Consider the following 24,927-nt stretch of genomic DNA (forward strand, 5'->3'; position numbering starts at 1 on the left):
CTTACTCCTTGCTGATCCGGTTGACTTCCTCGAGGCTGGTGCTGCCATCGAGCACTCGAGCAAGACAGCTCTGGTAGAGGCTCGGGTGGTCCTCCTTGCGCGCCAGCGCATCGATATCGATGGCGTTACCGTCGCGCATGATCAAGGTGCGCATGGCGTCGCTGATCGGCAGCACTTCATACACCCCCACGCGCCCCTTGTAGCCCTGGGTGCACTGCTTGCAGCCCACCGCCTTGTAAATGGTGACGTTGTCGAGCTGCTCTTTCTTGAAGCCCGCCTTCAATAGCGCTTCGAAAGGAATATCCGCCGCGGTTTTGCAGCGGGGGCAGAGTCTTCGTGCAAGGCGCTGGGCGATGATCAGCGTCACCGAGCTTGCAATGTTGTAGGAGGCGACCCCCATGTTGGCCAAGCGCGTCAGCGTCTGCGCCGCCGAGTTGGTGTGAACGGTAGAGAGCACCATGTGCCCGGTTTGCGCCGCCTTGACCGCGATTTCCGCGGTTTCCAGATCGCGAATCTCACCGACCATCACCACATCCGGGTCCTGGCGCAAAAAGGCGCGCAGGGCGCTGGCGAAGTCGAGCCCGATCTTGGGTAGCACGTTGACCTGATTGATGCCGGCGACCTTGATCTCCACGGGGTCCTCGGCGGTACAGATGTTGCGCTCGATCTCGTTGAGCATGCTGATGCCGGTATAGAGCGTGACCGTCTTGCCGCTACCGGTCGGCCCGGTTACCAGTATCATGCCCTGGGGGCGTTTGAGCGCGGCTTCGTAATAGCGCTGCTGCTCGGCGCTGAAGCCCAGCTGCTCGATCCCCAAACGCACGGAGGAGGGATCGAGTATCCGCAGTACCAGCTTTTCGCCGTACACCGTGGGCAGTGAGTTGACGCGAAAGTCGATCGAGCGGGTACGCGAAAGTTGGAGCTTGATCGCGCCGTCCTGGGGCAGGCGACGCTCGGAAATATCCAGCCGCGACATGATTTTCAGCCGCGCGGCAATCCGCTCGCGCATCGAAAAGGGCGGTTTGGCGACCTCGATCAGCATGCCGTCGATACGAAAGCGCACCCGGTACTGGGACTCGAAAGGCTCGAAGTGAATGTCCGAGGCGCCGCGGCTGATCGCGTCCAGCAGCACCTTGTTGACGAACTTGACCACCGGCGCGTCGTCCTTGTTGGCCACCGAGTTCTCGAGCGTGATCTCCTCGTCGTCTTCGCTTTGAACGACATTGAGTTCTCCCACGGCGTCGTCCACGCCGGCAAGCTCGTCCAGCAGGCTGCGCTCGTTCTGCGCCACGTAGTGCGCGAGGTTATGACGTATCTGCTCGACCGGCGCCAGCACGCCTTCGACGCTGAGGTTGGTGGCAAACTGAAGCTCATCGAGGCGGGTCAGGGTAGAAGGATAGGGCACCGCCACGGTCAGCCGGTGGCCATGACGCGCCAGCGGCAGCACGGTCAGCTTGTCCAGAATCTTGACCGGGTATTCGCTCGCCGGCGGCAGCGAGCTGATCTTGATCGCCTCCAGGTCCACCACCGCCAGCCCGTACTCCCAGGCCGCCGCCAGCGCGGCATCCATCGAGCTGACGAGCCCGCTCTCTACCACGTGCTCGAGAAACGAAACCTCCCGCTCGGCGGCGGAGCCCTCGGCCACTTCGGCCTGGCCCTGGGTCATGACCTCGTGGGCCACCAGCCGCCTGGCGATACCGCTGAGCGCACGGTGAGCGTGGGGCGTATCAAAAGCAGGAGAGGTCATAAGGGCTCGCGTCATGTCCAGTGAAAGCAGCCAAGAACCTGGCCACCACCTAAAAGGACTATAGTGCACGAAAGCATCTGGTCAAAACGAATGAATAGCGCTTAAAAAAGGCTTATAAAGCTAGTTGCGAGCCCACCGGGGCTGGGCTAATGTAATCATCCAAGCGGCTAAGCTTTTTTAGCCTACTGACACCAAAAAGCAAGGGATCCTACACATGCCAACCCCGACCACCCCCCAGCCGCGCCGGTATCATCAGAGCGGTTTTACGTTGATCGAGCTTTTGATCGTCATTGCGATCATCGGTATTTTGGCAGCGATTGCGGTGCCGCAGTATGGCGCTTACTTGGATCGTTCTGCTCGAAGTGCATGTGTTTCTGAGCTAAGCTCATTTAGAAGTCTTGCCGTTGCAGAAAGCGCTACAACTGGCTCAGTTGATACTGGAAATGAAGTAATCACGGGATTTAATTTTGAATCTTGTGAGGTGGATGATAATGAACGTAAGGTCGAAATAGCTGGTATATTTATTTCTGGAACTGAAGGCAATGAAGATGTGTCTGTAAGACGTGCTGATGCTGCAGATATTCGTTTGACCAATGGTCAAATTACAACCGAAATTCCTGAGTAACTGTTTTTAGGAAGTTGTAGAGCCACATCTTAGTGGCTCTTTTTTTATATTAAAAAAAGTAAAGATATTTATTTTTATGCTAAGCTTTATTAAAGTATATCCTAAAATTTTTTCGCTATAATGGAATGGTTTTAACGTAATCAATCATATTAATCTACAGTATTTCAACGACCAAAAATTTTTCGAATCCCTCATTAATACGTCGTTCGCGCCGACTCTTCAGTGGCGCCGTATATGTAGCATGGTTTGTAAAAGGGAAAACTCCTGCCGCCCAAGACCACCAAATGCTCTAATTATTCCTTTTATAGTTAACTTCCGCAGTATTTCGGCTATAGGTGGCGTCGGACTGGCGGCGTAGTGTTGATCGAGCCCGCTATTCGCGTGGTGGCAAATATTATTACCAACGCGCTGATTCACTGATGTCATGACAGCGCCATGTGGACTCTTTACCATGAAACATTTAATCCACACGTTCAGGAGAGAGCATGGCGGTCACAATAGAGACGCGTTTGGCGGAAGCGGTGCGTATCGCAGAGGAGGCGGGGCGCATAATCGTAAAGGCGCGCGAAGAAAAGAGCTTCAATCAGCGTTTGAAAGCAGGTATAGAGCTGGTTACCGATGCCGATGTGGCGGTCGATACCTTTATCAGCAAGGAGCTTGATAAACACTTCCCCGGCGAGCTGCAGTTGAGCGAAGAGCTGAGCCCGGAGCAGGGGCTGGGTACGAAAGCGCCGCTTTGGGTGGTGGACCCCATCGACGGCACGGTCAACTTCGCCCAGGGGCTTCGTCATGTGGCGATTTCGATTGCCTGGCTCGAGGAGGGCGTAGGTAAAGTGGGAGTCGTCCACGCGCCGTTTCTCAATGAAACCTTTACCGCGTGTGAGGGCGGCGGTGCGTTCTGCAACGGCAAGCCGATCAAGCCAAGCGGTGCGAGCGAGCTTTCCGCCACCCTGGTGGGCACCGGCTTTCCCTACGACCGCGCCGCGCGCAAGGCGCTGATGCCGCGTTTGGAATCGATCCTGACTCACTGTCAGGACATTCGCCGCAACGGCGCGGCGGCGCTGGATATTTGCGATATTGCCTGCGGGCGGCTGGACGCTTACGTCGAAACGGTTTCGCCCTGGGACTTTGCCGCGGGCTGGGTCATCGCGCGGGAGGCGGGCGCAACGCTTGGGCGGCTGGTCGATGTGCCCGAAGGCGTCTCGAAGGATCTCTACCCGAAGGAGCTTTTGATCACCGCCCCCGGCGTTTTTGATGAGCTTCACGCGCTTTTATCGAGCAAAGCGTAAGCGCTCGGCCAAGCATTTGATAAGAAAGCCTAAAAAGGCCTTTTCATTTGCCGCGTGAAACGCTAGTATACGCACCGTCCTGAGGCGTTAAGCCAACGGGCATCGGAGTGTGGCGCAGCTTGGTAGCGCGTTGCAATGGGGTTGCAAAGGTCGCAGGTTCGAATCCTGTCACTCCGACCAAACACGAAAAACCGCCGCTTGGGTCATTCCGAGCGGCGGTTTTTTTTATGGGCCATCTTCAATATCGGTCGTTTAGATCACCGGGCCGCCGCGAGGCGCCGTGGGGGCCTGCGTTGGGGGGCGGCTGGGTGCGGTTGGGTGTCTTGCCGCGGTGCTTGTCCCAGGCGTTTTTCACTTTCTGGCGGTTGGCGGGTTTTCGTAGCCAGTTGAACACCGCCAGCATGATCCACTTTCTCATATTGCCTCCTCATACCGTGAAGAGCGTCACTTTGAGTGGCGTTAAAAGGGCGATTGGGGCCGCCGGCGGACTAACGCAGCGGTGGCCCCTCACCTGGCTCGGTTACTCCTGCTGAGCGCGATGGTCGGCCAGAGCCGTGGTCACGGCTTCTTCCCACTGGCCGGCATCGATGCCCCAGTGCTCCATTTCGGCTTCGTCCGGCGCGCCTTCGGCGGCTTTTTCGAGCTCCTCGGGGGAGTAGGCTTCGAAGCAGTGCTTGGCGAATGCCTTGGTTGGGCCGTCGTGAAGCTGGTTGATCATTTCCATGTGAGACTCCTTTCCCTGTGCGTATGAAGTGTAAAACGCGTTGAAGCGCGAAGCTTAGTATAGTGGTTGCCGTGAGAATTGCGTCAAACGTCACGGGTGGCGTTAAAGCAGAACCTCGCTTGCGATCTTGATCGCGATTCCCGCCAGCAGAATGACGATGAGGTTATCGAACCACACGTACGGCAGGCGCTTGCCCAGGGCGGCGCCCAGCGGCATACCCAGCGCAATCACCACGAAGGCCGCCGCACTGTAGAAGGTCAGTTCGGCCGTCAAAAGCCCCGCTTTTAGCAGCGCCGGTATCTGGGCCACGGTGATCGCACAGAAGAACACCGAGATCGAGCCGATGAACACCCGCCGCTCGAGCTGCATGGCGTTCAGGAACGTGATCGAGGCCGGCGCTGACATGCCCGCCGCGCCCTGAAGCACGCCGCCCACCAGCCCCACCGGCAGCACCAGCCGGTTGGCGAGTCCCATCGGAAGCGCCATTTTGCGTCGGGTGAGCTTGATCACCAGATACAGCACGATCGCCCCGGCCACGCCCAGCGAGAGCACATCGTGGGAGAGCGCCACCAGCCCCCAGGTGCCGATCACGATGCCGATACACCCGGCAATCGAAAACGTGGCCAGAAAGCGCAGGGGCAAAAGGTGGCGGCGGTACTGCCAGACCTGAATGGCGTTGCTGCATAAATTCGAGACCACCAGTAGCGCGATGGCGGTCTGTACGTTGTAGAGCATGGTGAAGATCGGCACCACGATGACCGGCACGCCGGAGCCGATGGCCCCCTTGACGACCCCGGCGGCCAGCAGAGTGAGTAGCGCAATGATCACGCGGACATCCCGTTGTCAGTGAGGCAAGGCTCTATGGTCGAGTATCACTTCTTGAGCACGTAGCAGGGCGTGTAGGGCTGGCCATCGAGCTTCATGCGGCCTTGGGCGACGAACGAACTCAGAAGCTCATCCAGGCGCTTCATCAGCTCCGGCTCCGCGGAAAGCTCAAAAGGCCCATACGCCTTGATCGCGCGAATGCCCGGCTCCTTCACGTTACCGGCCACGATGCCGGAAAACGCCCGGCGCAGGTTGGCGGCAAGCTCGTGGGTGGGCTGGTCGCGGTGCAGCGCCAGGCTCTTCATCGCTTCGTGGGTCGGCTCGAAGGTGGCCTGGAACTCGCGGGCGATATTGAGACGCCAGTTGTAGTAGAACGCATCCTGGTGCTCGCGGCGAAAGTGCGCGACCTCATCAATGCCTTCGCGCATGCGCCGCGCCACCGCTACCGGGTCGCCGGTGATGATGGTGTAGTAGCGGCGAATCTCCTCGCCCAGAGTGTAGACCAGAAATTCGTCGATCTTCTCGAAGTAGGCCGCGGAGTCGGCGGGGCCAGTGAAGATGAGCGGGAAGGGCATGGTGGTGTTATTGGGGTGCAGCAGAATACCGAGCAGATACAGAATCTCCTCGGCGGTGCCGACCCCGCCGGGGAAGACGATGATGCCGTGGCCCAGGCGCACGAAGGCCTCCAGACGCTTTTCGATATCCGGCATCACCACCAGCTCGTTGACGATCGGGTTGGGCGCCTCGGCGGCGATGATACCCGGCTCTGAAATCCCCAGATAGCGCCCGCCCTTACGCCGCTGCTTGGCGTGGGCCACGTTGGCGCCTTTCATCGGCCCTTTCATCGCCCCCGGCCCGCAGCCGGTGCAGATATCCATGTCGCGAAGGCCGAGCTGGTAGCCTACGTCCTTGGAGTAGTCGTACTCCTGACGCGAAATCGAGTGGCCGCCCCAGCATACCACCAGGCTTGGGTCGAGGCTGGGCTTGAGCGTACCGGCCTTGCGCAGGATGTGGAAGACCGCGTTGGTGGTGCCTTCGCCGGTGGTCAAATCGAAGCGGTTGTGCTGCTGGATCTCGTTATAGACGTAGACGATATCGCGCAGAATCGACGACAGGTGCTCGCGAATACCGCGAATCATGTGCCCATCGACGAAGGCCTCCGCCGGGGCGTTGGTCAATTTGAGCCGAATGCCGCGATCCTGCTGCAGCACTTCGATATCGAAATCCTTGTAGGCCTCCAGAATCGCGAGGCTGTCGTCAGACGGGTTGCCGCAGTTGAGCACCGCCAGCGCGCAGCGTCTGAGCAGGTCGTGCAGGCCGGTTTGCGAGGTGCTTTGAAGCCGGTTGACCTCCTGCTGGGAGAGAACTTCCAGACTGCCTTCGGGAGAAATGATGCTCGAAATGGTGGGGCGCGAGGTGGCGACGTGATTCATTCGGGTATTGAGCTCTATGGGATGTTTGTTCGGTAAGTTTCCCTACTATCACTTACCGGCGGCCCCCGGCGCAAGGCCGCCGCTCCAGAGTTATGATAACCTTGGTGATTCTGATGCTCGCGCTCCCATTACTTTCGTCACGGCGTTTCTCATGTTCAATGCCCACTACTTTCGAACCTACATCACCCTGGTGGAAACCGGCAGCTTTACGCGCACCGCGAAGCGTCTGGAAATGACGCAGCCGGGCGTGAGCCAGCACGTTCGAAAGCTCGAGGGGTATCTGGACAAGACGCTGATCGAGCGCAAGGGCAAGAGCTTCAGCCTGACCGAATCCGGCCGGCGCGCCTACGACTACGCGCTCAAGCTCTTCGCCGAGCACGAGCAGTTCCGCCACGCCCTGGATGATGATTTGATCGACAGCGGCGAGTGCCGCATCGCATCCCCGGGAAGCGTGGGCCTGATGCTCTACCCGTTCATTCTCGGCCAGCAGCAGATGCACCCCAATCTCACGGTCAGCTACAGCTTCGCTTTCAACCACGAGATCGTCAGCGACCTGCTCGAAGGACGCTACGATATCGGCATCGTCACCGAACAGGTCAAGAGCTCGGAGCTTTCGTGCACCGTGTGGCACACCGAGCCGCTTTGTCTGGTAGTGCCGGCGGACTTTGCCGGGGCGACGCTGTCTGATTTGATGGGCCTTGGCTTCATCAATTACTACGACGGCATCAACCACGCCAACCACCTGCTGCGCGCCAACTACCCGGACGAGTTCCGCTCGATGAGTCACTTTCGCCATCAGGGGTTCACCAACGAGGTCAGCATGGTGCTCGACGCGGTCGCCCGCGGGCTCGGCTTTACCGTGGTGTCACGGTTGGTGCTCGAAACCTCGCCCTGGCAGCGCCAGGTGCGCGCGCTGACGCTTCCTAAAAGCGTCGACGAAGTGCTCTACGTGCTGACCCGGCGCGACGCCACGCCGCCCAAGCGCTACGAAAAGCTGCTCGATGGCTTCAAGACCCAGCGGCTGCAGGAGATTGCCCAGTAAACGCCAGCAGCTACGAAAAAGCCCCGCGGGTCGACATGACCGCGGGGCTTCTGGTTTCTGGCCCGACCGCTCCGGGCGGGACGACTATTCGCTGCGGTAGTCGTCGATGCTCGGGCAGGAGCAGATCAGCTGCCGGTCGCCGAGCACGTTATCCACCCGGTTGACCGAGGGCCAGTACTTCGCCGCCAGCACGGCCTCGGAAGGGAAGGCGCCGAGTGCGCGCTCGTAGGGCCGGCTCCAGTCGCTGTCGGCCAGGTCGCGCTGGGTGTGCGGGGCGTTGACCAGCGGATTATTGTCCCGGGGCCACTCGCCGCTCTCGACCCGTTTGATCTCTTCACGAATCGCAATCATCGCATCGCAGAAGCGGTCGATCTCGTAAAGTGACTCCGACTCCGTCGGCTCGATCATCAGCGTGCCCGGCACCGGGAACGACATGGTCGGCGCGTGGAAGCCGTAATCCATCAGCCGCTTGGCGATATCCTCTTCGGTAATACCGGAGTCGCTCTTGAGCGGGCGAATGTCGATGATGCACTCGTGAGCCACGGTGGCGTTTTCGCCGCGATACAGAATCGGGTAGCTCTCTTCGAGGCGCTTGGCGATGTAGTTGGCGTTAAGGATGGCAAGCTGGGTCGCCTCGCGCAGCCCGCGCGCGCCCATCATCTTGATATAGGCCCAGGAGATCGGCAGGATCGAGGCGCTACCGAAGGCCGCCGCCGCGACCGCGCCGCCTTCGATTTTCACGCCGCTGATCGGCGTGACCACGTGGTTGGCAACGTACGGCGCCAGGTGCGCTTTCACCCCGATCGGCCCCATGCCCGGGCCGCCGCCGCCGTGCGGAATGCAGAACGTCTTGTGCAGGTTCAGGTGCGACACGTCGCCGCCGAAGTCGCCGGGACGCGTCAGGCCGACCTGGGCGTTCATGTTGGCGCCATCGACGTAGACCTGGCCGCCGTTATCGTGCACGACCTTACACACGCGGCGCACGTGGGACTCGAACACGCCGTGGGTCGAGGGGTAGGTAATCATCACCGCCGAGAGGCGATCCTTGTGCTGCTCGGCCTTTGCGGTGAGATCGGAAAGGTCGACATTGCCCTGACGGTCACACTCGACCACGACCACGTCCATGCTCAGCATGGCCGCGGAGGCCGGGTTGGTGCCATGGGCGGAGCTTGGAATCAGGCAGACGTTGCGGTGGCCTTCACCGTTGGCGGCCTGGTAGCGGCGGATCGCCAGAAGACCGGCGTACTCGCCCTGGGCGCCGGAGTTGGGTTGCATCGAGACATGGTCGTAGCCGGTGATTTCGACCAGAAACGCCGCCAGCTCGTCGATCATCTGGTGATAGCCCGCCACCTGATCGCGGGGCGCGAAGGGGTGCAGCTTGGCGAACGCGGGCCAGGAGATCGGCAGCATTTCGCTGGTGGCGTTGAGCTTCATGGTGCAAGAGCCCAGCGGAATCATGGCGTGGGCCAGCGACAGGTCCTTGTTCTCCAAGCGTTTCAGATAGCGCAGCATCTCGGTTTCGCTGCGGTAGCGGCTGAAGGTCGGGTGGGTTAGAAAATCGCTTTCACGGCGATAGGCCGCGGGAATACCGCTGCGCTGCGCCTCGAGCACCTGCTCCTCGAGCAGCGGCAGCGAAAGCCCGTGTTCGTCGCCGAGCAGCACGTCGAACAGCGTATTGAGATCGTGGGCGCTGGTGGTTTCATCCAGGCTTACGCCGATATCGCCGCCTTCGAAGTAGTGCAGGTTGATCTCTTCGGTCATCGCCCGGCCGTGGATCTTGCCTGCGTCCACGCCAGTCAGGCGCAGCGTGTCGAACCAGCTCTCAAAGGCAAGCTCGATGCCGGCCTGCTCGAGCCCCTGGGCCAGCAGCGTGGTCAAACGGTGCACCCGGGCGGCGATCTTTCTGAGCCCTTCAGCGCCGTGGTAGGTGGCGTAGAAGCCAGCGATGTTGGCCAGCAGTGCCTGAGCGGTGCAGATGTTGGAGGTCGCTTTCTCGCGGCGAATGTGCTGCTCGCGGGTCTGCATCGCCATACGCAGCGCGGTCTGGCCGCGGCTGTCCTGAGAAACGCCGATGATACGCCCGGGGATCGAGCGCTTAAGCTTGTCAGAGGTGGCGAAAAACGCCGCGTGGGGGCCGCCAAAGCCCATTGGCACGCCAAAGCGCTGGGAGTTGCCGATGACGATATCCGCACCCATCGCGCCGGGCTCCTTCAAAAGCACCAGGCTCAAAAGGTCGGTCGCTACACAGCTCATCACGCCACGCCCCTTGGCCGTCTCGATCAGGGGTTGAAGCGGGGTGACTGCGCCGCTGGCGCTCGGGTACTGAAACAGCGCGCCGAACACGTCGTGCTCTTCAAGCGCCTGCGCTGGCGCAACGATCAGCTCGAAGCCGAAGCACTCGGCGCGCGTTCTGACCACGTCGATGGTCTGCGGGAACACATCGTCGGCAATGAAAAAGGCGTTGGATTTGCTCTTCTTGTTGGCGCGCTTGCAAAGCGCCATGGCCTCCGCCGCCGCCGTGGCTTCATCCAATAGAGAGGCGTTGGCAAGCTCCATGCCGGTCAGGTCCATGACCACCTGTTGGAAGTTCAAAAGCCCTTCCAGGCGGCCCTGGGAGATTTCCGGCTGATAGGGCGTGTAGGCGGTGTACCAGCCCGGGTTCTCCAGCACGTTGCGCTGAATCACCGCCGGCAGGTGAGTATCGTAATAGCCCTGCCCGATATAGCTTTTGGCGACCCGGTTCTGACGCGCCAGCCGGGAAAGATAGTCAAGCGCCTGGGCCTCGCCCTGGGGCTCGTCGAGCGCAAGCTCACGGCCCAGGCGAATGTCCCGGGGGACGGTCTTATCGATCAGCTCCTCGATATGCTCCATCCCGAGTGCGGCGAGCATCGCGCTTACGTCGCGCTCGCCGGGGCCGTTGTGGCGTTTGATGAAAGCGTCATGGTCGGCCAGTTCGGCCAAACGGCGTGTTTCAAAAGACATGAGAACATTCCCAACGTGGTGAAGAAGCCGGGCAGGGCAAGGCAGGCGGCGCCCGGGCAAGCGGGCGCCCTGATATTACTCGTCGGCGAGCGTGGCCTGATAGGCGTCGGCGTCGAGCAGATCACCGAAGTCGGTGCTATCGATACGCACCTTCATGATCCAGCCTTCCTCGTAGGGGGATTCGTTGACGGTTTCCGGCGCGTCCTCGAGGGCTTCGTTGACTTCGATCACTTCGCCGTTGACCGGCGCGTAGAGATCCGAGGCGGCCTTGACCGACTCGATGACGCCGAATTCATCGCCCTGGCTTAGCGACTGGCCTACTTCCGGCAGCTCGACGAACACGACATCACCCAGCGCCTGCTGCGCGTGATCGGTGATCCCGACGGTGACGGTGCCGTCCTCGTTGTCGAGTACCCACTCGTGGCTTTTGGCGTAGCGAAGGTTGGAAGGCAGGTTGCTCATGTCGTTTCCCTATTGAACGGTTATCGTGACCGAAACATGGTAGCGCTTGAACGGGGCCCTTGGCGAGCCTGACGCGCGCGCCCAGGCGTTGGCGGCGGATCGCGTTTCGAAGGGTGAAATTATACCAGCGTCGTGGCGGGCGCCGGGGGGAATGGTGTAAAACAGGGCTAACGCCCGTTTGATAAGCGATGAGGCTTTGAGCAATCGTTCAAACGGGTCGGGGATGACGCCGCCTGGCGAGGGCGCGTCACTGGCTATATAAAAAATTCGGCATTCGCGCAGCAATGCCCCAAGGGAAGGAGAAGGACGTGGAGACTCTAACAAGTCTGGTGGGAGCCGTTAACGGGGTGGTGTGGGGCCCCTTGATGCTCATTTTGCTGTTGGGTGTGGGGATCTATCTTCAGGTGGGTTTGAAGCTCATGCCGATTCGAAAACTCGGCATGGGCTTCAAACTCATGTGGCAGGGGCGCGACCCCAAACGCGCCAAGGGCGCAGAGCAGAAAACCGACGACGGTGAAATTTCGCCGTTCAACGCGCTGATGACCGCGCTTTCCGCCACCGTGGGTACCGGCAATATCGCCGGCGTGGCCACGGCGATCGCCCTCGGCGGGCCGGGGGCGGTGTTCTGGATGTGGATCACGGCACTGGTCGGCATGGCGACCAAGTTCTCCGAGGCGGTGCTCGCGGTACGCTACCGCGAAACCGACAGCACCGGCTCCCACGTCGGCGGGCCGATGTTCTACATCAAGAACGGCCTCGGGAAAAAGTGGCTGTGGCTGGGCGTGCTGTTTGCGTTTTTCGGCGCGGTCGCGGCCTTCGGTATCGGTAATACCGTGCAGGCCAACTCCGTGGCCGATGCCATGGACGCCACCTTCGGTGTGCCCCACTGGCTGACCGGCGTGGTGATCATGGTATTGGCCGGCGCGGTGATTCTGGGCGGCATCAAGCGTATCGCCAAGGTCGCGGGCAAGCTCGTGCCGATCATGGGTATCGCCTACGTGCTCGCGGGGCTTGCCGTGCTCGTCGTCAACGCCGGGCAGCTCGGTGAGGCGTTCGGGCTGATCTTCTACTACGCCTTCAACCCGATCGCGGCGGCCGGCGGCTTTGCCGGGGCAGCGGTGATGGCGGCGATTCGCTTCGGCGTGGCGCGCGGTATCTTCTCCAACGAAGCGGGCCTGGGTAGCGCGCCGATTGCCCACGCTGCGGCGCAGACCAAAAACCCGGTCCGCCAGGGCCTGATCGCGATGCTCGGCACCTTCATCGATACCATCGTGGTATGCACCATTACCGCACTGGTGATCCTGACCTCGACGGTGTGGCAGACCGGCGAAGAGGGCGCTTCGCTCACCGCGCTCTCCTTCGATGCGGCGCTGCCCGGTTTTGGTAACCAGATCGTGGCGGTGGCGCTGGCGATCTTCGCTTTCACCACCATTCTGGGCTGGTCGTTCTACGGTGAGAAGTGCTTTCAGTTCTTGTTCGGCACGCGCTCGATCATGCTCTATCGGGTGCTGTTCGTACTGGCGCTGCCGCTGGGCGCGATGGCCCAGCTCGGCTTCATCTGGCTGATGGCGGACACCTTCAACGCGCTGATGGCGATTCCCAACCTGATCGCGCTGGCGCTTTTGTCGCCGGTGGTGTTCAAACTGGCGCGGGACTACTTCGCCGGCAAGGACGTACTGCCTGGTGAAGCGCTGGATCACGACCGCTAATCGCGAAAACGAAAGGACGTTGGGCGAGCCGGAAAGCGATTACCGCTTTCCGGCGCTTTCGATGTGAGGAACGATGCATGACTGAATTGAAGAAAACGCCGCTGCACGCGCTGCACCAGTCGCTGGGCGCTAAAATGGTGCCCTTCGCCGGTTTCGATATGCCGGTGCAGTATCCGCTGGGCGTCAAGAAGGAGCACGAGCACACCCGCCGCGCCTGTGGGCTTTTCGACGTGTCGCACATGGGGCAGATCGCGGTATCGGGGCCGGATGTCGCCGAGGCGCTGGAGTCGCTGATTCCCGCGGACCTGGTCGGGCTTGAGGTGAATCACCAGCGCTACGGGCTTTTTATCGGTACTGAAGGCGGCATCATCGACGATTTGATGCTGGTCAACGCCGGTGATCACTTCTACCTGGTGGTGAACGCGGCCTGTCGCGACCAGGACCTGGCGCACCTGCGCGCCACGCTCGGTAACACCCACGAGATCGACGTGCTCGAGCGCGGGCTTCTGGCGCTGCAGGGCCCGCAAGCGGCCGAAGTGATGCAGCGTCTCTGCCCCGAGGCCTGCGCGCTGACGTTCATGCAGCACGGGCGCTTCGAAGTGTGCGGCTTTCCGGTATGGATTAGCCGTAGCGGCTACACCGGCGAGGATGGCTTCGAGATCTCGGTGGCGCAAGAGGCGTGCGAGGCATTCGCCAGGCAGCTGCTCGACGAACCGGAAGTAGAGATGATCGGCCTGGGCGCGCGGGACTCGCTGCGCCTGGAAGCCGGGCTCTGTCTTTACGGTCACGACATGGATATGGACACCACGCCAGTCGAGGCCGGTTTGATTTGGGCGATCGGCAAACCGCGGCGCCACGGCGGCGAGCGCGCCGGCGGCTTTCCCGGCGCCGACGTGGTGCTTCACCAGGTCGACGCGAAGGATCACACGCGAAAGCGTGTCGGCCTGGTGGCGGATGGCCGAGCGCCGGTGCGCGAAGGCGCGCGCCTTCTCGATGAGCAGGGCGAAGAGATTGGCGTGGTGACCTCCGGCGGCTTTGGCCCGAGCGTGGGTAAACCCATTGCCACGGGGTACGTCGCGCGGGAGTTCGAAGCGCCCGAGAGCGTGGTCTACGCAGAGGTGCGCGGCAAGAAACTGCCGATGACCGTGACCAAAACTCCCTTCGTCACGCCGGGCTACTACCGCGGCTAAACGCCAAGCCCTCACCAAACGCGAAAAGCCCCAACCAGGCGGTCGGGGCTTTTTGGTGCGTGGCAATCAATCAAATGCTGCTAGCGCAGTACCTGGCGAGGGTCGATGGGCTGGCCGCCCAGGCGCAGGTCAAACAGCAGATCATAGCGCTGGGTGGCGCTGCTCTGGCCGACCTCGCAAAGCGGCTCGCCAGTGTTCACACGCTGGCCGGTGCTGACCAGAATGCGATCGCAAAGCGCGTAGACGCTCTGCAGGTTGTCGTCGTGATGGACGATGACCACCTCGCCGAGCTGGCGCATGCCGTCGGCGAAGCGCACCTCGCCGGGGGCGACCGACTGAGCCCGAGCGCCGGCCTGGGTTGCCAGCAGCATTGGCTGAAGCGTGCCGCGGCTGTCGGTGCCGAAGCGGCGCACGACGCGGTAATCCTCCAGCGGCCAGGGCCAGTTGCGCGCCGAGGAAGGCACGCTGGCGCTTGGCTTGGGCGCAGAAGAGCTCGCTGACGAAGACGACCCCGAAGAGGCCGTGGCCCGCGCTGATGAGGCGCTTAGCGGCACGCTGATCACCTGGCCCACCCGTAGCGCGGTCGGCGAAGTGCTGGGGTTGGCGCTCTGAATACGCCCGGAGGTGGTGCCGAAGTGGCGCGCCACGCCGGAGAAGGTATCGCCCGAGCGGATCTGGTAGCGGTAAGGCCCGCCGGAGGGGGCACGCTCCTGCTGGGTGGGGATCAACAGCCGCTGGCCCACCGCCAAACGCTGGGCGTTGACGCCGGGGTTGAAGCGCTCCAGGCGCTCTATGGGCACTCCGGCGCGGGCGGCAAGCTGGCCCAGGGTATCGCCACGGCTCACTTCGATCCACCGGCCGTTGATCGTGTCGGCCGAGTCACTGCTTACCGCCACGCGCTGACCGGACGAGGGCGGGGAGCCCGCGCACCCGCCGAGCACACCTGCCACTAGGCAAACGCCGAGCAGAAGCGCTAATCGTGATCGCTGAGGGTTTCCAGCAGCGCGTCTTTTTCCTGCCAGAGTGAGTTGATCCATGCGTGGAAGCGTTCCTTGTGCTGCGGTTGTTGATGATAGCTTGCGGCGTGCATCCACTGAGGGATCTCGAGTTTGCGCGCGGTCAGCGTCACCGGCGCCTCCTTGCCACAGAGAAAAGTCCAGAAGGAGGGAGCCGGGTTCTGGTAGCTGATGGTAACGTCCACCACCGCGTCGAGCTGATCGCCGATCAGCCCGAGCACCTGGGCGACGCCACCGGCCTTGGGGCGCAGCAGGTGCTGGTACGGGCTCTGCTGCGCCTCGCGCTTGGCCACGCTAAAGCGCGTGCCCTCGACGAAGTTGTAGATCGAAATGGGCGCGTGGCGTGCCTGACGACACATGCGCTCCGTCGAATCCCTGTCAATAGTAGCGAGCTTCGGGTTTTTGGCAATCTGTTCGCGCGAGAAACGGCGCATGAACGGAAACTCCAGCGCCCAGAAGGCAAGGCCAACGATGGGAATCCAGATCAAGCGGTGCTTGAGAAAAAAGCGCGGCATGGGAATGCGGCGGTGAAGCGCCATGAACAGGATGAAGATGTCCGTCCAGCTGCGGTGGTTCGAGATCACCAGAAGCCATTGATCCGGGCTCAAGGAGTCGGGAACGTCGATGGTCACCTGCGGTTTGAGCCAACGCTTCATCCACCACAGGTTGAGCCCGATCCAGTTGAGCGCCACGGCACAGAGCCGGTCCAGTATCCATTGGCGGGCGCGGCGCCCCGGCACCACCACCTTGAGAAAAGTCAAAAGGATCAGCGGCACGCCCCAGAAAAGCGTGCTGAGCACAAAAAACAGGATACTCCCGGCTCCCTTGATCGCCGACATGCGCTTCTCCTTTTTATCGATATCGAGCCAAATCCTAAAGGATCAAGGCGTTAGTTCCCAGCAAATCCGGCTCCCCGGTGCTGCCAGCGGGCCTCGAACAGAGGGGCGACGGTATCGGTCAATACCGTGCGCAGCGCCTGGGCGGCAACCGACAGCTCCTGATGGCTGAGCAATCCCACCCGGCAGGCGATGGGCGTATCGTCAAGCGCCACGCAGCGCGCCCCGAGCGCGTGCATCAACGGGATACACATCGACGGCACGGCGCTGACGCCAAGCCCGCGGGCGACCATGCTGCCGACGGTAGAGAGCTGGTGGCTTTCGAAGGCAACGGTGAGTTCGAGATGCTGCCCCGCCAGGCCCTCTTCGAGCAGCCGGCGCACTCTTGATGGGCGCTGTAGGGTAATCATGTCCTGGGCGAGCAGGTTGGCCCAGCTCAGCGACACATCATTCAGCGGGCTCTCGGGTGGGAGCACAGCCACGAAGGTGTCTTCGAAAAGCGGGGTGAAGGTCAAGCTGCCCATGCCTTCCGGCGCAAAGACGATGCCGATCTCCACTTGGCGGGCGCGAACCATCTCCATCACGTCTTCGTTGATTACATCGTGCACCGTCACGTTGATTTTCGGGTGCAGGTGGCGAAAGCTCGCAAGCGCCTCCGGCAGCAGGCTGCAGGCAAACGAGGGCATGGCGGCGACGCTCAGGCGGCCAAGCTGCAGCGTGAAGCGCTCGCGCAGCCGCTCTTCGGTGTTTTCCCACTGCGCCAGCAGGTGTTTGGCCAGCGGCAGCAGCGACTCGCCCTCCGGGGTCAGCCGAACGTGGCGAGTACTGCGAATCAGCAGTTTGCCCCCGAGCGCTTCCTCCAACCCCTTGATGGCCAGCGAAAGCGCTGGCTGGGAAAGGTGCAGGTGCTCGCAGGCCTGGGTAAAGCTGAGCGTTTGGGCAACGGCCAGAAAGGCGCGCAGCTGTTTGACGGTCATGGCGGCTCTTTATGATTTATTTAAATTAATTGATAAGAAAAACAAACTTAACAAATATATTGCCAGGCACAACACTGAATCTCGACCGACACGTTTTTTCAAGTCAGCTACTTTGTTAGTTCAGCCCCTTTCGACCAAGCGAGGTGACACATGGCAGGATTCGACAAGCGGGTCGCTTCTTATGAAGAAGCGATGGAAGGCATCGAGGACGGTATGACCGTCATTGCCGGCGGTTTCGGGCTTTGCGGCATTCCCGAGAATCTGATTGGCGAAATCAAGCGGCGCGGCGTCAAGAATCTGACCGTTGCCTCGAACAACTGCGGCGTCGATGGTTTCGGCCTGGGGCTTTTGCTCGAAAAGCGCCAGATCAGTAAGATCTACGCCTCCTACGTCGGCGAGAACGCGCTGTTCGAGCAGCAGATGCTCAACGACGATATCGAGGTCGTGCTCACGCCCCAGGGCACGCTTGCCGAGCGTATGCGCGCCGGCGGCGCGGGTATTCCTGCGTTTTACACCGCCACCGGCTACGGCACGCCCATCGGCGAAGGCAAGGAGGTGCGCGAGTTCGGCGGGCGCCACTACATTCTCGAAGAAGCGCTGATCGGCGATTTCGCCATCGTCAAGGGTTGGAAAGCGGACCGCTACGGCAACGTGATGTACCGCCACACCGCCCAGAACTTCAACCCGATGGCCGCGACCGCTGGCAAAATTACCGTCGTCGAGGTAGAGGAGATCGTCGAGCCCGGCGAGATGGACCCGAGCCAGATTCACACGCCCGGTATCTACGTCGATCGCATCATCCAGGGCTCCTTCGAGAAGCGTATCGAAAAGCGCACGGTTCGTAGCTAACTCACCGACTTCGAGGTAATCAACATGGCGTTAACACGAGAACAGATGGCGCAGCGCGTGGCGCGGGAATTGAAGGATGGCTTCTACGTCAATCTGGGCATCGGCATTCCGACGCTGGTGGCCAACTACGTGCCCGAGGGCATCGACGTAATGCTGCAGTCGGAAAACGGCCTGCTGGGGATGGGGCGCTACCCAAGCGAAGAAGAGCTCGACCCGGACATGATCAACGCCGGCAAAGAGACCGTCACCGCGCGCCCGGGGGCGGCGATTTTCTCCTCGGCGGAGTCGTTCGCCATGATCCGCGGCGGCCACGTGGACTTGACCGTACTGGGCGCCTTCGAGGTGGATCAGAACGGCAACATCGCTTCCTGGATGATTCCGGGCAAGTTGATCAAGGGCATGGGTGGGGCGATGGATTTGGTGGCCGGCGCCGAGAACATCATCTGCACCATGACCCACGCCTCCAAGCACGGCGAATCGAAGCTTCTTGAAAAGTGCGAGCTGCCGCTGACCGGCGCGGGCTGCATCAACCGCGTGCTGACGGATCTGGCCTATCTGGAAATCGAGAACGGCGCGTTCATTCTCAAGGAGCGCGCCCCGGGCGTAAGCGTCGAGGAGATCAAGGAGAAAACTGCAGGCAAGCTGATCGTACCCGATCACGTGCCGGAAATGACCTTCGACGACGCCTGAAACATCACCCTCCATGACCGAGATGGCGTTTGGCGCCATCTCTTTCGCTTCATGCCATTTCCGGCTACGCCATCTCGCATTTCGTATGCGGCGGCAGAAGCTCTTCCCCGATCGTTGCTCCCGTGTCGTTCAATACCTTCTGCGCCAGCGCCAGCCCGCCAAAGCAGAGCCGATGCTCGTCGCCCTGGCTGAACACGACCTTTTGCGGCATGGCCGGGTAGAAGTGGTGCTCCAGCGCGCTCGATACCGGAAAAACGCCGTTCTGATGGTTGCACGCGCACTGCATGCCGGCGCTTTCGAGCGCCTTGTCGAGTGCGGCCATCGGTTCGCCAAGCGACTGACAGCTGAACCCCGCGTGGTGAAGCCGTGGCCCCATGGCGGCAAGCCAGGCCGCCAGCGGATGCTCTGCCTCGAGCTGCTGGTAGAGCGCCCAGGAGGGCATCGGCCAGGGCCGCCCGCGGCAGAGCAGATTATGCCCCTTGCAGTCCTGGGGGTGGCTCTGTTCGATCAGCGCCAGCAGCGCATCGCGGGGGGTGGTGCACAGCGCGCCGAGCTGCAGTTCGACCAGAATCAGCCAGCTGCTCTGCGGGGCGCCCAGAAGGTGGATGATCAGCCCCTTGTCGGCCAGCGCGTACTGGGTGGCACTGACATAGCCCATGCGGTGAAGCGTCTGAGTAAGCTTTTGAGCGCTGAAGGGGCCGTGATTGAGGGTGAGCAGAGTGAGGTAATCGGCCTTGACGTCCAATGGCCAGATGCCCAGCCCACCGAGATCCGGGTGGGTATGAATATAATCGAGCCAGAGCTGGCGTTCGAACTCTTCACGGTGCATGGCGCAACTCCTTGCCGACTGAGGCGGTCTTGTTGGATACAAAGCCTTCGGAGTATAGGCAGCAAGGCGTCACGCGGGTTCCAAAGCAAACGGGTTGCTATCAACGCATCAAGCGAGTAGGTCGTTGTCGCGCACGTACTCGGCGAACTCGCTAAAGCCCCCAATGTGGTTCTGGTCGATGAATACCTGGGGCACGGTGTGGATCGGTTTACCGGCGGTCTTGGCGATATCCTCTTTGGTCACGCCTTCCGATGGCATATCCACATAACGGTAACCCTCTATTTTATGAGCGTTTTCAAGCTGCTCAGCGAGCTGCTTGGCGCGAACGCAGAACGGGCAGCTCATGCGGCCAAAAATTACCACGAACATGATGTCTCCTTGGGGTTAGGCGTGTTGGGGCTATTGTCGCGCGAATGGCCTGCGTTGAACAATAACGGCGGAGGTTGATCCATTGAGTCCCAGGAGGCCTATACTGAAGTTCGCTCTACAGGCTATGGACTTTTTCTTAGTAAAGGAGACGGGTATGTCGGCAAGTGCGGATAAAACGCCCCGGGTGGCGCTGGTCACGGGTACCAGCAGCGGCATCGGCGCAAGCGTGGTCGAACACTTCTGCCAGCAGGGGTTTCAGGTGCTGGCGGTGGACTTCAATGAGGCCGGCGAAAAGGTCGCAAGCGAGCACGGCGCGGTCTTTCACCAGGCCGACCTGACCGACCCGGAGGCGTGCAAGGGCGCAGTCAAGGAAGCGATCAAGCGCTTTGGCCGTGTCGATATCCTGGTCAACAACGCCGGCATCCAGCACGTCAGCCAGATCGAATCGTTTCCCGAGGAGAAGTGGCAGGCGATCATGAACCTGATGCTGACCGCACCGTTCCTGCTGACCAAGGAGGCGTGGCCGTCGATGCGCGAAAACGGCTGGGGGCGCATCGTCAATATCGCCTCGATTCACGCCCAAGTCGCCTCACCCGGTAAGGCGGCTTACGTGACCGCCAAGCATGGGCTGATCGGGATGACCAAAACCGCCGCGCTGGAAGGTGGCGAGCAGGGTATCACCGCCAACGCGATCTGCCCCGCCTACGTGCAAACGCCGCTGGTCGACAATCAGATCGCCGACCAGGCGAAGATGCACAATATGGATGAGCAGGAGGTGATCGAGAAGATCATGCTCAAGGACGCCGCCATCAAGCGGCTGATCGACCCCTCGGAAGTCGCGCAACTGGTGAGCTATCTATGCTCCGACGCCGCCGGCGCAATTACCGGCTCGAGTCTGAATATCGACCTGGGTTGGACGGCGCACTAGAGCGCCCCCTGGCCTTTCACTCCTCTCCCTTCACCATTTACTCCCTCGCCATTAGCGCCTGACCGGGCGCTTTTGCAGTTTGCGCTGGAGCGTGCGCCGGTGCATGCCCAGCGCCCGGGCGGTGGCCGAAATATTGCCGTCGTGCTCCTGCAGCACCTTCTGAATGTGCTCCCAGGTGATCCGGTTGATCGAGGGCGGGTTGTCGGCAAGCTCGATATCCGGGTCGCCGCCGTCGTGGTCGAAAGCGGCGATCACATCGTCGGCATCCACCGGCTTGCACAGGTAGTGCACCGCGCCGAGCTTGATCGCCTCGACGGCGGTGGCGATGCTCGAGTAGCCGGTGAGCACCACCACCCGACACTGGGGCGCGATCTTGAGCAGATCCGGCAGTAGCTTTAGCCCGGAGCTATGCTCGAGCTTCAAATCAAGCGTTGCCAGGGAGGGGCTGAAGGAGGTAGCGATCTCGAGCGCCTGCTCGGCGTCGTGGGCCACCTTGACGTCGTAACCGCGGCGGGTCAGCGCGCGGCTCAATACGTGGCAGAACACGTCGTCGTCGTCCACGATCAAAAGGCGCTGGTCTTGTGTCTGCATGGTCATCTCACTATTGATGAGCGGAGCGCTGGCGCTCCGGCGCGTCGGATCTGGGCAGCGTCACTTCGGTCAGCGTGCCGCCTTCCGGGTGATTGTAGAGGCTTACGCCGCCGCCAAAGCGGTTGATGGTGGCATGGGTTAAAAATAGCCCAATGCCCATACCCTTGCTCTTGGTCGAAACGAACGTATCGCCGAGCTGGTCGGCAATTGACATCGACACCCCCGGGCCGTGATCGCGAATGTCGATGATCACGTTGTCATCGAACCAGTCCAGGCGAATGGCGACCTGCTCCGGGTGGGCGTCGGCGGCATTGTTCAAAAGATTGGTCAGCGCTTGATCGAGAGTGGCGTCGACCAGAAGCCAGGGGCGGCCGCGGCGGTTTTGCACGTCCAGCGTATGGGTGACGTCCGGCCGAATCACCAGCCAGCGCTGAATCACGCTGGCAAGCCAGACCTCGCCATCCTGCACTTCGGGTTCGGCCATGCGTCGCCGGTCGGCGTTGGTGACCAGGTGTTGAAGGCGCGATTTGCATACGTCGACCTGCTGGCGCAAAAGCGCGATGTCCTCCTCTAGCGTCGAGCCCTGGGCGGCGTCGGCCTGCATCTCCTTCAACAGCACCGCCATGGTCGAAAGCGGGGTGCCCAGCTCATGGGCGGTGCCGGCGGCCTGGGTGGCGACCGCCAGCACCTGCTCGTTGCGCAGCGCCGCCTCGCGGGTGCGCGACAGCGCCTTGTCGCGGCTCCTCAAGGCGTGGGCCATCTTGTAGATGAAAAACGTCACCAGCCCCGCCGAGAGCCCGAAGTTGAGCCACATCCCCAGCACGTGCAGGTTCAAAAGGCTGTCGCTGTCGATATGACTCAGCTGGGCGATGGGGTGGTAATCGAACATCAGGTAGCTGTAGCCCGCCATGGCGCAAGCCGCGATGATCCAGGCGTGACGCCAGGGCAGCGTCGCCGCGGCGATAGTCACCGGTACCAGGTAGTAGGTGATGAACGGGTTGGTCGAGCCGCCGGTGAAGTAGAAAATTAGCGTCAGCCCGGCGATGTCCGCCAGCAGATGCAGCAGATACTCGAGATGGCTGACCGCCCGCGGCCGGCCTAGCCGCCACCAGGTGATGATATTGAGTACGCCCATCGCCACCACCACGCTAATGACCGCGGTGACCTCGAGTTCAAAGGCCAGAATCTCGACGCCGACGATGATCGCCAGCAGAAACCCCGTCCAGGTGATGCCGCGCACGATGGTCAGGCGCACCAGGTTACGGTTGGGAGTCGACAGCGGTAGCGGCAGGGCGGTTTGCATGAGAAGCGTCTTTTGAGTCGGTCAGGAGTGCTGAGCGCGTCGGGTCTTGACCGAGTGAATGATGAACTTGATGAAAAGCGTCATCACGTAGGTCAGCCAGCCTGCGGTGGCAAGAAAGTTGAACACCAGAATCTTCGGCGGAAGCCAGGCACTTCCGAGGAGCGTCTCGAGCAGGATGTGCAAGAGCATCGCCAGCAGAAGAGGCAGCGCCAGGGTGTGGATCCACATATCCGTGCGCCGCTTACGCACGTGGTAGCGGCGCAGCAGAAAGCGCATCGGTTTGTGCGCCCAGCTGAACAGAAGCAGCGTGCCCACTACCAGCAGCATGGCGATGGTCGGCTCGGTGCTGCCGCGATGAACAGACGCCCAGATGGACCAGGAGAACGTCAGCCACATCAGCCCTTCGATGCTGGTCAGAATATCGGCGTAGCGCCTCACGTTTTGCATGGGTGGGCAAGATCCTTCAACAGTGTGCTTTTTCGGTAAACGGGGTCAAGGCAGCGAATTGACATACGGTTGTGCAACGCTTTTGCGTGCCATGATACGACACTTGCACGGCGCTGTGGCCCCCGGGGGTCGATCAAGTGAGTGGATTCATACCGGCTGGCTTCAGGTATACTCTGCGCCACTCTTTTTTCATCCCTTTTTTCAATCACCGTTTGAAACAGGATTGTCCGTGGACTCTATTACGCTGACCCGCCCCGATGACTGGCACCTTCACTTGCGCGACGGCGAAGTGCTGAAGGCGGTCGTAAACCACACCGCCGCGCAGATGGGCCGCGCGATCATCATGCCCAACCTGAAGCCGCCGGTGACCACCACCGCCCAGGCGCTGGCCTACCGCGAGCGCATTCTGGCAGCACTCGCGCCGGGAAGCCGCTTCGAGCCGCTGATGACGCTCTATCTCACCGATACCACGACCGCCGAGGAGATCGAAAAGGCGTTTGAGAGCGGCGTGGTCAAGGCGGTCAAACTCTACCCGGCGGGAGCCACTACCAATTCGGCGTCCGGCGTTACCGATATCAAACACTGCGCTGGCGCCATTGCGGCCATGGAGCGCGTCGGTATGCCGCTTTTGATTCATGGTGAAGTCACCGACAACGATATCGACATTTTCGATCGTGAGGCGGTGTTCATCGAGCGCGTGTTGAAGCCGCTGCTCGAACGCCATCCGGCGCTCAAGGTGGTGTCCGAACACATCACCACCCGGCAGGCGGCGGAGTTCGTCGCTCAGGGGCCGGATACGCTGGGCGCCACGATCACCGCTCATCACCTGCTGTTCAACCGCAACCGGATGTTGGCCGGCGGGATTCGCCCGCACTACTACTGCCTGCCGATTCTAAAACGCGAGGAGCACCGCCAGGCTTTGCTTGAAGCCGCGACCGGCGGCAGCCCGAAATTCTTTCTCGGCACCGACAGCGCCCCGCACGAAAAGGGCGACAAGGAGTCGAGCTGCGGATGCGCCGGCGCCTATACCGCGCCGGCGGCGATCGAGTTCTACGCCACGGCGTTCGAGCAGATGAACGCACTCGACAAGCTCGAAGCCTTCGCCAGCCTCAACGGCCCGCGCTTCTATGGTCTTGAGCCCAACGCCGACACCATTACGCTCGAACGCCGCCCGCTTTCGCTACCCAGCCACTACGGCTTTGACGATGGCCGCTCGATCGTGCCGATGATGGCCGAGGAGGAGCTGGCCTGGTCGCTCAAGCGCTAAGCGCTTTTGCTCTCACGTCGAATCACGGGGCCTTTCGGCCCCGTTCTGGTTTGAGCAAGAGGATCAGGCGCCAGGGCTTCCAAGCGTTTGCAGCATCTGATCGACCATGCGCGAGGAGTGATCCGCCGCAATGGTGAGAAACTGTTCGAAAGAGAGGTGGTTGTCGCCGGCGCCGGGAATGTCCGACAGCGCCCGGATCACCACGAACGGGCAGCCGTAGAGGTGGCAGGTCTGGGCGATGGCCGCAGCCTCCATTTCGACGGCGAGCATGGCGGGAAACTGCGCCCGCGTGGCGGCAACGCGCGCCGGGTCGGCCATGAAGGCGTCGCCGGTCGCGATCAAGCCTTCGCGCACCTTGACCTCGCCCACCCTGGCGATTGCCGAGCGGGCTACCTCACAGAGATGCGGGTCGGCCTGATAGGCGGCGGGCATGCCCGGCACCTGGCCTGGCTCGTAGCCAAACACGACCGCATCGACGTCGTGATGGCGCACTTCGCTCGAGATGATGATATCGCCGATGGCGAGATCCTCGGCGAACCCGCCGGCGGAGCCGGTATTGATGATGGCCTTGGGCGCGTAGCGCTCGAGCAGTACGGCGGTACCCACCGCGGCGTTCACCTTGCCGATACCGGACTGCAGAATGACGATTTCAAGGCCGTGGCGCGTGCCGCTATAAAACACGAAGCCGGCGTGCTCGACGCGCTCGGCGTTTTCGAGCTGGCCAGCCAGAATGCTGACTTCCTGCGCCATCGCGCCGATGATTCCAATACGTTGCACTCGGACGTACTCCCTATCGA

The 24,927-nt window shown here is 61.5% G+C and carries 25 protein-coding genes and 1 tRNA gene; 10 read left to right on the forward strand and 16 right to left on the reverse strand.

Features of this window, described 5'->3' with window-relative positions:
* Position 1: 1 nt before the first annotated feature.
* Positions 2 to 1,747 carry a type IV-A pilus assembly ATPase PilB gene (gene pilB / locus ACGK9R_RS05285; RefSeq protein WP_394578947.1) on the reverse strand — a complete coding sequence of 582 codons (1,746 nt, stop codon included), beginning with the start codon at positions 1,745 to 1,747 and terminating at the stop codon, positions 2 to 4.
* 214 nt (positions 1,748 to 1,961) lie between these two features.
* Here pilB and ACGK9R_RS05290 point away from each other — a divergent pair, with 214 nt between their 5' ends.
* The 3 genes from ACGK9R_RS05290 (at position 1,962) to ACGK9R_RS05300 (ending at position 3,841) form a co-directional block, all read left to right on the forward strand.
* Positions 1,962 to 2,372: a prepilin-type N-terminal cleavage/methylation domain-containing protein gene (locus ACGK9R_RS05290; protein ID WP_394578949.1), complete on the forward strand. Its 411-nt coding sequence runs from the start codon at positions 1,962 to 1,964 to the stop codon at positions 2,370 to 2,372.
* Between the two features lie 485 nt (positions 2,373 to 2,857).
* Positions 2,858 to 3,661: an inositol monophosphatase family protein gene (locus ACGK9R_RS05295; RefSeq protein WP_394578951.1), complete on the forward strand. Its 804-nt coding sequence runs from the start codon at positions 2,858 to 2,860 to the stop codon at positions 3,659 to 3,661.
* Positions 3,662 to 3,764: 103 nt separating this feature from the next.
* Positions 3,765 to 3,841: transfer RNA gene (locus ACGK9R_RS05300), tRNA-Pro, on the forward strand.
* A gap of 58 nt (positions 3,842 to 3,899) precedes the next feature.
* Here ACGK9R_RS05300 and ACGK9R_RS05305 read toward each other — a convergent pair.
* The 4 genes from ACGK9R_RS05305 to ppnN all read right to left on the reverse strand — a co-directional run bounded on the left by ACGK9R_RS05305 (position 3,900) and on the right by ppnN (position 6,643).
* On the reverse strand, positions 3,900 to 4,079 hold the full coding sequence (locus ACGK9R_RS05305; RefSeq protein WP_394578953.1) for a hypothetical protein: 180 nt from the start codon (positions 4,077 to 4,079) through the stop codon (positions 3,900 to 3,902).
* A 102-nt stretch (positions 4,080 to 4,181) separates the two neighbouring features.
* Complete coding sequence (locus ACGK9R_RS05310; protein WP_394578955.1) at positions 4,182 to 4,385, reverse strand: hypothetical protein; 204 nt, start codon at positions 4,383 to 4,385, stop codon at positions 4,182 to 4,184.
* A gap of 102 nt (positions 4,386 to 4,487) precedes the next feature.
* Entirely contained in the window at positions 4,488 to 5,213 is a 726-nt protein-coding gene (locus ACGK9R_RS05315) for a sulfite exporter TauE/SafE family protein (RefSeq protein WP_394578957.1), read from the reverse strand.
* A gap of 44 nt (positions 5,214 to 5,257) precedes the next feature.
* Positions 5,258 to 6,643 (reverse strand): nucleotide 5'-monophosphate nucleosidase PpnN, encoded by a 1,386-nt coding sequence (gene ppnN / locus ACGK9R_RS05320; protein ID WP_394578958.1) that lies wholly within the window; start codon positions 6,641 to 6,643, stop codon positions 5,258 to 5,260.
* A gap of 151 nt (positions 6,644 to 6,794) precedes the next feature.
* On the opposite strand from ppnN, the gene ACGK9R_RS05325 reads away from it, so the two are divergent.
* Positions 6,795 to 7,685: a LysR family transcriptional regulator gene (locus ACGK9R_RS05325; protein ID WP_394578960.1), complete on the forward strand. Its 891-nt coding sequence runs from the start codon at positions 6,795 to 6,797 to the stop codon at positions 7,683 to 7,685.
* Positions 7,686 to 7,769: 84 nt separating this feature from the next.
* On the opposite strand, the gene gcvP is transcribed toward ACGK9R_RS05325, so the two are convergent.
* Together gcvP and gcvH are read right to left on the reverse strand one after the other, a co-directional pair.
* Positions 7,770 to 10,667, reverse strand: coding sequence for an aminomethyl-transferring glycine dehydrogenase (gene gcvP, locus ACGK9R_RS05330; protein ID WP_394578962.1), 2,898 nt, complete (start codon positions 10,665 to 10,667; stop codon positions 7,770 to 7,772).
* Positions 10,668 to 10,742: 75 nt separating this feature from the next.
* Positions 10,743 to 11,129 (reverse strand): glycine cleavage system protein GcvH, encoded by a 387-nt coding sequence (gene gcvH, locus ACGK9R_RS05335; RefSeq protein ID WP_394578964.1) that lies wholly within the window; start codon positions 11,127 to 11,129, stop codon positions 10,743 to 10,745.
* A 308-nt stretch (positions 11,130 to 11,437) separates the two neighbouring features.
* Here gcvH and ACGK9R_RS05340 point away from each other — a divergent pair, with 308 nt between their 5' ends.
* Entirely contained in the window at positions 11,438 to 12,838 is a 1,401-nt protein-coding gene (locus tag ACGK9R_RS05340) for an alanine/glycine:cation symporter family protein (RefSeq protein WP_394578966.1), read from the forward strand.
* A 77-nt stretch (positions 12,839 to 12,915) separates the two neighbouring features.
* Positions 12,916 to 14,028, forward strand: coding sequence for a glycine cleavage system aminomethyltransferase GcvT (gcvT, locus tag ACGK9R_RS05345; RefSeq protein WP_394578968.1), 1,113 nt, complete (start codon positions 12,916 to 12,918; stop codon positions 14,026 to 14,028).
* 80 nt (positions 14,029 to 14,108) lie between these two features.
* Here the strand turns inward: gcvT and ACGK9R_RS05350 are convergent, their stop codons facing one another.
* The 3 genes from ACGK9R_RS05350 to ACGK9R_RS05360 all read right to left on the reverse strand — a co-directional run bounded on the left by ACGK9R_RS05350 (position 14,109) and on the right by ACGK9R_RS05360 (position 16,857).
* The gene (locus tag ACGK9R_RS05350; RefSeq protein WP_394579730.1) at positions 14,109 to 14,879 is read right to left on the reverse strand and encodes a LysM peptidoglycan-binding domain-containing protein; all 771 of its coding nucleotides are present in this window, start codon (positions 14,877 to 14,879) and stop codon (positions 14,109 to 14,111) included.
* Positions 14,880 to 15,001: 122 nt separating this feature from the next.
* The gene (locus tag ACGK9R_RS05355; protein ID WP_394578970.1) at positions 15,002 to 15,883 is read right to left on the reverse strand and encodes an acyltransferase; all 882 of its coding nucleotides are present in this window, start codon (positions 15,881 to 15,883) and stop codon (positions 15,002 to 15,004) included.
* A 50-nt stretch (positions 15,884 to 15,933) separates the two neighbouring features.
* A complete protein-coding gene (locus tag ACGK9R_RS05360; RefSeq protein ID WP_394578972.1) occupies positions 15,934 to 16,857 on the reverse strand; it encodes a LysR family transcriptional regulator in 924 nt (307 codons plus the stop codon).
* A 150-nt stretch (positions 16,858 to 17,007) separates the two neighbouring features.
* On the opposite strand from ACGK9R_RS05360, the gene ACGK9R_RS05365 reads away from it, so the two are divergent.
* Positions 17,008 to 17,706 (forward strand): CoA transferase subunit A, encoded by a 699-nt coding sequence (locus tag ACGK9R_RS05365; RefSeq protein WP_394578974.1) that lies wholly within the window; start codon positions 17,008 to 17,010, stop codon positions 17,704 to 17,706.
* A gap of 24 nt (positions 17,707 to 17,730) precedes the next feature.
* Positions 17,731 to 18,396, forward strand: a complete 666-nt coding sequence (locus tag ACGK9R_RS05370; RefSeq protein ID WP_394578976.1) for a CoA transferase subunit B — start codon at positions 17,731 to 17,733, stop codon at positions 18,394 to 18,396.
* A 64-nt stretch (positions 18,397 to 18,460) separates the two neighbouring features.
* On the opposite strand, the gene ACGK9R_RS05375 is transcribed toward ACGK9R_RS05370, so the two are convergent.
* Positions 18,461 to 19,225 (reverse strand): DUF1338 domain-containing protein, encoded by a 765-nt coding sequence (locus ACGK9R_RS05375; protein ID WP_394578979.1) that lies wholly within the window; start codon positions 19,223 to 19,225, stop codon positions 18,461 to 18,463.
* A 108-nt stretch (positions 19,226 to 19,333) separates the two neighbouring features.
* Positions 19,334 to 19,594, reverse strand: coding sequence for a GrxA family glutaredoxin (locus ACGK9R_RS05380; RefSeq protein ID WP_394578980.1), 261 nt, complete (start codon positions 19,592 to 19,594; stop codon positions 19,334 to 19,336).
* A gap of 154 nt (positions 19,595 to 19,748) precedes the next feature.
* Between ACGK9R_RS05380 and ACGK9R_RS05385 the strand changes: the two genes are divergently transcribed.
* Positions 19,749 to 20,522: a 3-hydroxybutyrate dehydrogenase gene (locus ACGK9R_RS05385; RefSeq protein WP_394578982.1), complete on the forward strand. Its 774-nt coding sequence runs from the start codon at positions 19,749 to 19,751 to the stop codon at positions 20,520 to 20,522.
* A 51-nt stretch (positions 20,523 to 20,573) separates the two neighbouring features.
* Here the strand turns inward: ACGK9R_RS05385 and ACGK9R_RS05390 are convergent, their stop codons facing one another.
* Genes ACGK9R_RS05390 through ACGK9R_RS05400 form a run of 3 tightly spaced genes read right to left on the reverse strand, consistent with a single transcriptional unit; the run spans position 20,574 to position 22,863 of the window.
* Positions 20,574 to 21,113 carry a response regulator transcription factor gene (locus tag ACGK9R_RS05390; protein WP_394578984.1) on the reverse strand — a complete coding sequence of 180 codons (540 nt, stop codon included), beginning with the start codon at positions 21,111 to 21,113 and terminating at the stop codon, positions 20,574 to 20,576.
* A gap of 10 nt (positions 21,114 to 21,123) precedes the next feature.
* The gene (locus tag ACGK9R_RS05395; protein ID WP_394578986.1) at positions 21,124 to 22,416 is read right to left on the reverse strand and encodes an ATP-binding protein; all 1,293 of its coding nucleotides are present in this window, start codon (positions 22,414 to 22,416) and stop codon (positions 21,124 to 21,126) included.
* Between the two features lie 21 nt (positions 22,417 to 22,437).
* On the reverse strand, positions 22,438 to 22,863 hold the full coding sequence (locus ACGK9R_RS05400) for a hypothetical protein (RefSeq protein WP_394578988.1): 426 nt from the start codon (positions 22,861 to 22,863) through the stop codon (positions 22,438 to 22,440).
* A 229-nt stretch (positions 22,864 to 23,092) separates the two neighbouring features.
* Between ACGK9R_RS05400 and pyrC the strand changes: the two genes are divergently transcribed.
* On the forward strand, positions 23,093 to 24,130 hold the full coding sequence (gene pyrC / locus ACGK9R_RS05405) for a dihydroorotase (RefSeq protein WP_394578990.1): 1,038 nt from the start codon (positions 23,093 to 23,095) through the stop codon (positions 24,128 to 24,130).
* Between the two features lie 63 nt (positions 24,131 to 24,193).
* On the opposite strand, the gene mtnN is transcribed toward pyrC, so the two are convergent.
* Positions 24,194 to 24,907 (reverse strand): 5'-methylthioadenosine/S-adenosylhomocysteine nucleosidase, encoded by a 714-nt coding sequence (gene mtnN, locus ACGK9R_RS05410; RefSeq protein WP_394578992.1) that lies wholly within the window; start codon positions 24,905 to 24,907, stop codon positions 24,194 to 24,196.
* Positions 24,908 to 24,927: the final 20 nt, after the last annotated feature.

This window comes from Halomonas sp. HNIBRBA4712, assembly GCF_043558675.1.
Taxonomy (GTDB): Bacteria; Pseudomonadota; Gammaproteobacteria; order Pseudomonadales; family Halomonadaceae; genus Vreelandella.

Coding starts and splice junctions, on each gene's coding strand:
- ACGK9R_RS05370 (WP_394578976.1), top strand. CDS start 17,731: ATGGCGTTAACACGAGAACAGATGGCGCAGCGCGTGGCGCGGGAATTG.
- ACGK9R_RS05325 (WP_394578960.1), top strand. CDS start 6,795: ATGTTCAATGCCCACTACTTTCGAACCTACATCACCCTGGTGGAAACC.
- ACGK9R_RS05310 (WP_394578955.1), bottom strand. CDS start 4,385: ATGGAAATGATCAACCAGCTTCACGACGGCCCAACCAAGGCATTCGCC.
- gcvT (WP_394578968.1), top strand. CDS start 12,916: ATGACTGAATTGAAGAAAACGCCGCTGCACGCGCTGCACCAGTCGCTG.
- ppnN (WP_394578958.1), bottom strand. CDS start 6,643: ATGAATCACGTCGCCACCTCGCGCCCCACCATTTCGAGCATCATTTCT.
- pilB (WP_394578947.1), bottom strand. CDS start 1,747: ATGACCTCTCCTGCTTTTGATACGCCCCACGCTCACCGTGCGCTCAGC.
- ACGK9R_RS05375 (WP_394578979.1), bottom strand. CDS start 19,225: ATGCACCGTGAAGAGTTCGAACGCCAGCTCTGGCTCGATTATATTCAT.
- gcvH (WP_394578964.1), bottom strand. CDS start 11,129: ATGAGCAACCTGCCTTCCAACCTTCGCTACGCCAAAAGCCACGAGTGG.
- ACGK9R_RS05390 (WP_394578984.1), bottom strand. CDS start 21,113: ATGCAGACACAAGACCAGCGCCTTTTGATCGTGGACGACGACGACGTG.
- ACGK9R_RS05385 (WP_394578982.1), top strand. CDS start 19,749: ATGTCGGCAAGTGCGGATAAAACGCCCCGGGTGGCGCTGGTCACGGGT.
- ACGK9R_RS05355 (WP_394578970.1), bottom strand. CDS start 15,883: ATGTCGGCGATCAAGGGAGCCGGGAGTATCCTGTTTTTTGTGCTCAGC.
- ACGK9R_RS05365 (WP_394578974.1), top strand. CDS start 17,008: ATGGCAGGATTCGACAAGCGGGTCGCTTCTTATGAAGAAGCGATGGAA.
- ACGK9R_RS05290 (WP_394578949.1), top strand. CDS start 1,962: ATGCCAACCCCGACCACCCCCCAGCCGCGCCGGTATCATCAGAGCGGT.
- ACGK9R_RS05400 (WP_394578988.1), bottom strand. CDS start 22,863: ATGCAAAACGTGAGGCGCTACGCCGATATTCTGACCAGCATCGAAGGG.
- ACGK9R_RS05295 (WP_394578951.1), top strand. CDS start 2,858: ATGGCGGTCACAATAGAGACGCGTTTGGCGGAAGCGGTGCGTATCGCA.
- ACGK9R_RS05360 (WP_394578972.1), bottom strand. CDS start 16,857: ATGACCGTCAAACAGCTGCGCGCCTTTCTGGCCGTTGCCCAAACGCTC.
- gcvP (WP_394578962.1), bottom strand. CDS start 10,667: ATGTCTTTTGAAACACGCCGTTTGGCCGAACTGGCCGACCATGACGCT.
- ACGK9R_RS05380 (WP_394578980.1), bottom strand. CDS start 19,594: ATGTTCGTGGTAATTTTTGGCCGCATGAGCTGCCCGTTCTGCGTTCGC.
- ACGK9R_RS05305 (WP_394578953.1), bottom strand. CDS start 4,079: ATGAGAAAGTGGATCATGCTGGCGGTGTTCAACTGGCTACGAAAACCC.
- ACGK9R_RS05395 (WP_394578986.1), bottom strand. CDS start 22,416: ATGCAAACCGCCCTGCCGCTACCGCTGTCGACTCCCAACCGTAACCTG.